This window comes from Ohtaekwangia sp., from assembly GCF_036786105.1.
Taxonomy (GTDB): domain Bacteria; phylum Bacteroidota; class Bacteroidia; order Cytophagales; family Cyclobacteriaceae; genus Ohtaekwangia.
Genome location: NZ_DAIQRQ010000122.1, coordinates 1 through 4,096 on the forward strand (window position 1 = coordinate 1; position 4,096 = coordinate 4,096).

A 4,096-nucleotide genomic window follows, 5' to 3' on the forward strand; every position below is an offset into this window, starting at 1 on the left:
TTGATCGTATATTTCTTCGCTATGTATGCGCTTGGCCTCCTGGAAGTGATTGAGTTACGATTGCTCAACCTGCTTATTATGCTGGGAGGTATATACTTTGCTATGAAACAGTTTGCCCGAACACATCAGGGCCACATGAATTACTTCAGAGGGCTGGCGATTGGTGTAGCAACTTCTGCCATTGGCTCCGCAACTTTTTCACTTTTTCTGTTTTTCTTTTTGCGTTTCGATGATGGATTGATGCGGTATATTATTGAACATGAACCGATGGGGCCATACCTCAATGCCTATATTGCATCGTTTATGGTGTTGCTGGAAGGTATATTTTCAGGCCTCTTTATAACATTCGTGTTATTGAATTGGGTACATAGTGATCAGGTAAATGAACCCTCCGGCACTACTTCGTAATAGAGCATACTCATGTTTAGTATGAACTATATTTATGAAATTCCGGGGTCATCAAACAATGTAGGCGCAACATTTCAGAAGGTAATACAAGCATGTGCCAGCATAAATAGAACAGCCCGACCAATAAAGAATATGGCCGGGCCGCTGGTAGATTTTTAAAGATGAGTTTGATAACATTTGGTGGCGGTATCCACTCTAGTCGGTACTGTATTATTTCAACTCAAGTTCTACGATTGTATCAACATCATCCATTTTTGCTTTTGGCACTTTCAATGTGATGCCAAATTCACTTTCGGCAAATTTGACGACACTCTTGTCGCTATAAAGTCTGGCTGATTTTATCTTTTTGCCCCATGAGGGAATAACAAGTGATTCATCGCTCCAGTCGAGAATATGAACGTATACCTTGTTCCCTTTTTGCGTAGTTACACCCCAGTCGCGCGCAGTTAATGGCCCGCCACGCGTTCCATATATAGTCTCTCCGTTGGCCGTTAACCATTCGCCCATTTGCCTGAGTTTTTCAATATGTTCCGATTGAATTTTACCGTTGGGCATGGGCCCTATATTCAGCAGAAAGTTAGCGCCATATCCGGCCGCCTTCACCAGGTATTGAATAAGTTGTTTGCGGCTCTTATGGCCATCGTCTTTCAGATTAAATCCCCAGGAATAATTGATCGTTTCACATGTTTCCTTGGGCAGATCGCCTACTTTCTGTTCTGGTGAAAATCCCGAAGTGTTATGTCCCGGGAGGTCTTTCTCAAACATTTGAAAATCTTCGCCTGCAAATGGAGCAACGTGATGGTTACTGCCAACCAGCGCACCGGGCTGGAGTTTGTGTATCAGCGAATATGTTGTGTTCAATCGCCAGTCGGCATCTATTTTATCCCACATACCATCGAACCATATACCCGCTATATCTCCATAGTTGGTAAGCAGCTCGGTAAGCTGCGCATCCATGTAATCGAGGTATTTATACCAGTCGCCATGCTGTGGCCGGCCGGTCCAGTTACCGCCTGTGTTCCCTCTTGGAAAATAATCAGGATGATGCCAGTCTAGCTGCGAGTGATAGAAGAATAATTTTATACCTTCTTTATGACATTCATCGGCCAGCATCTTCAGCACATCTTTACCATAAGGTGTTTTCTTTACGATGTTATAGTCCGATACTTTACTGTCCCACATGGCAAAACCATCGTGGTGTTTGCTGGTTATGGTGATATATTTCATGCCGGCAGCTTTCGCCATTTGTACCCATGCTTTCGGATCATATTCAGTAGGGTTAAAGAATGCCGGTAGCTTTTCATAAGCCTTAATAGGAATTTCCTGGTTGTTCATTACCCATTCGCCATCGCCCAGCACACTGTAAACACCCCAGTGAATGAACAGACCGAACTTGGCATCCTGAAACCACTCCCGGTTCTTTTTGTTCTCAGGCGAAGGTTCATAGGCTGTTTGGGCAACGGCGCACACCGACAAAAGAATAAACAGAAATGACAGACGGAAGGAGTTGATTGGCTTCATAGAGTTTGGTTAAATTGCGCGCTGCTGGATTTCAGCTGGGTGAAAGTAATAAAAAGTATGCGATATAAACATATTAAAAAAGACCTCTTCGAGTCGAACCGTAAAAACCTGGTTAAAGAATTAAAGTCAAATGCACTGGCAGTTGTTAACTCGAACGACATTATGCCAACCAACTCCGATGGCACCATGCGCTTCCGGCAGAACAGCGATTTGTTTTACCTGAGCGGTGTTGATCAGGAGGAATCGATTCTGTTGTTGTGTCCTGATTTTCCGGATAAGAAATATAGAGAGATACTTTTCCTGCGCGAAACGAGCGAGCTCATCGCGATCTGGGAAGGACATAAGCTTACCAAGGAGGAAGCCTATGAACAAACCGGTATAGAAACGGTGCTGTGGCTCTCCGATTTTCCAAAAATATTTAACATGCTCATGGTGATGGGCGATGTAGAATACGTATACCTCAATACCAACGATCATTATCGTGCTGAGGTAACTGTGGAGACACGTGAGTCGCGATTTGTAAAATGGTGTATGGATAAATATCCGTTGCATCGTTATGAGAGACTGGCTCCAATAATGCATCGGTTAAGAAGTATAAAGTCGAAGTATGAGATAGACCTGTTGCAGCAGGCATGCGATATTACCGAGAAGGCGTTCAGACGAGTTTTGAAATTTGTAAAGCCCGGTGTGCTTGAATATGAGATCGAAGCAGAATTTGCGCACGAGTTTTTACGCAACGGGTCACGCGGCTTTGCTTATGAGCCGATCATTGCTTCCGGCGCGAGCTCGTGTGTGCTGCACTATATTGAGAACAGCAAAGCCTGTAACGATGGCGAAGTATTGCTGTTGGACGTTGGTGCAGAGTATGCCAACTACAACGCAGACCTTACCCGCACTATTCCCGTAAATGGTAAATTCACGGCGAGGCAGAAGGAAGTTTACAATGCCGTATTACGCGTGCAGCGTGAAGCGTTTAAAATGCTCAAGCCCGGAGAGAAGTACTACGACTATCATAAGGAAGTACAGAAGATCACGGAAAGCGAATTGATAGGCCTGAAGCTGATTGATAAAAAAGATATAAAGAACCAGGATAAGAATAAGCCGTTGTTCATGAAATATTTCATGCATGGCACCGGCCATCAGCTGGGGTTGGATGTGCATGATGTAGGCAGTATGTATCACAAAATGCAGGTGGGCCAGGTGTGGACCGTAGAACCAGGTATATATATTCGCGAAGAGGGCTTTGGTGTACGCATTGAAAATAATGTGGTGATCGAAAAGCATGGCATACACGACCTGATGAAGAATATACCCGTAGAAGCAGAAGAGATTGAAGAGATAATGAACAGCAAATAGGATTATTGGTGATGATGATTTTGCGGAACAAACGATATATACTGCTCGCTTTTTTGATATGCACATTGTCGGTGGTGATCGCCCATGAGTTTTGGCTTCAGCCGTTGAAATTCATTTATTCTGTAGGAGAGAAGGTAAAAATAAATTTTGTAGCCGGTGTTAATTTTATCGGCGAACCCCTGAATCTGAAGCGTAATCAGGTTGAATCGCTTACACATTATCACGCGGCTACGGTTACCGATTTAAAGGCAACGTTAGCAGAAGGTACAAAAGACCATCTTGAATTTGTGTTGCCCGAGGAAGGCACGCATCTGCTCGTGATGGAAAGTGTGCGGACGGTTTATGAGCAGGATGCCGAAAAATTCAATGCTGAGCTGAAAGAGTACGGCCTCGATGATGTGATAGCAGCACGCGAAAAAGCAGGAGCACAGAATAAACCCACCCGCGAACTGTATGCACAGCTTACAAAAGTGCTGGTACAGGCAGGTGCTAAACGTGACGATACCTATAAAAAAGTGGTGGGCTTCCCGATTGAGATTGTTCCGGAAAGAAATCCATATTCATTGAAAGCCGGCGATAACATGCGCTTCAAAATTCTGTGGAATAAGAAACCATTATTTGGTGTTCGTGCAAAAGTCTGGAATCGCAAAGAGGGACTAACAACGTTACAGAATATATACACCGAGCAAGACGGAACCATTCAAACCCCCATTAGCAATAAAGGAACGTGGATGGTGAGTGTAGTATATACGGTGCCATCAAAAGATGCACAAGCTGATTGGGTAAGTTACCGGTGTAATTTGGTGTTTGG

General features: G+C 44.1%; 4 protein-coding genes. 3 read left to right on the forward strand and 1 reads right to left on the reverse strand.

What is annotated here, in order from left to right; all coding sequences use genetic code 11:
* Nucleotides 1-408: hypothetical protein (locus tag V7Q33_RS23165; protein ID WP_333821471.1), on the forward strand; the 408-nt coding region annotated here is incomplete at its 5' end.
* A gap of 210 nt (nucleotides 409-618) precedes the next feature.
* On the opposite strand, the gene V7Q33_RS23170 is transcribed toward V7Q33_RS23165, so the two are convergent.
* On the reverse strand, nucleotides 619-1,929 hold the full coding sequence (locus tag V7Q33_RS23170) for an alpha-L-fucosidase (protein ID WP_331977137.1): 1,311 nt from the start codon (nucleotides 1,927-1,929) through the stop codon (nucleotides 619-621).
* Nucleotides 1,930-1,986: 57 nt separating this feature from the next.
* On the opposite strand from V7Q33_RS23170, the gene V7Q33_RS23175 reads away from it, so the two are divergent.
* Nucleotides 1,987-3,285: an aminopeptidase P family protein gene (locus V7Q33_RS23175; protein ID WP_333821472.1), complete on the forward strand. Its 1,299-nt coding sequence runs from the start codon at nucleotides 1,987-1,989 to the stop codon at nucleotides 3,283-3,285.
* Nucleotides 3,286-3,296: 11 nt separating this feature from the next.
* A partial coding sequence (locus V7Q33_RS23180) for a DUF4198 domain-containing protein (protein WP_333821473.1) occupies nucleotides 3,297-4,096 on the forward strand: 800 nt, incomplete at its 3' end.

Bases quoted from the DNA above. Each gene is read 5' to 3' on its own strand.
- V7Q33_RS23170 (WP_331977137.1), bottom strand. From the start codon at position 1,929: ATGAAGCCAATCAACTCCTTCCGTCTGTCATTTCTGTTTATTCTTTTG.
- V7Q33_RS23175 (WP_333821472.1), top strand. From the start codon at position 1,987: ATGCGATATAAACATATTAAAAAAGACCTCTTCGAGTCGAACCGTAAA.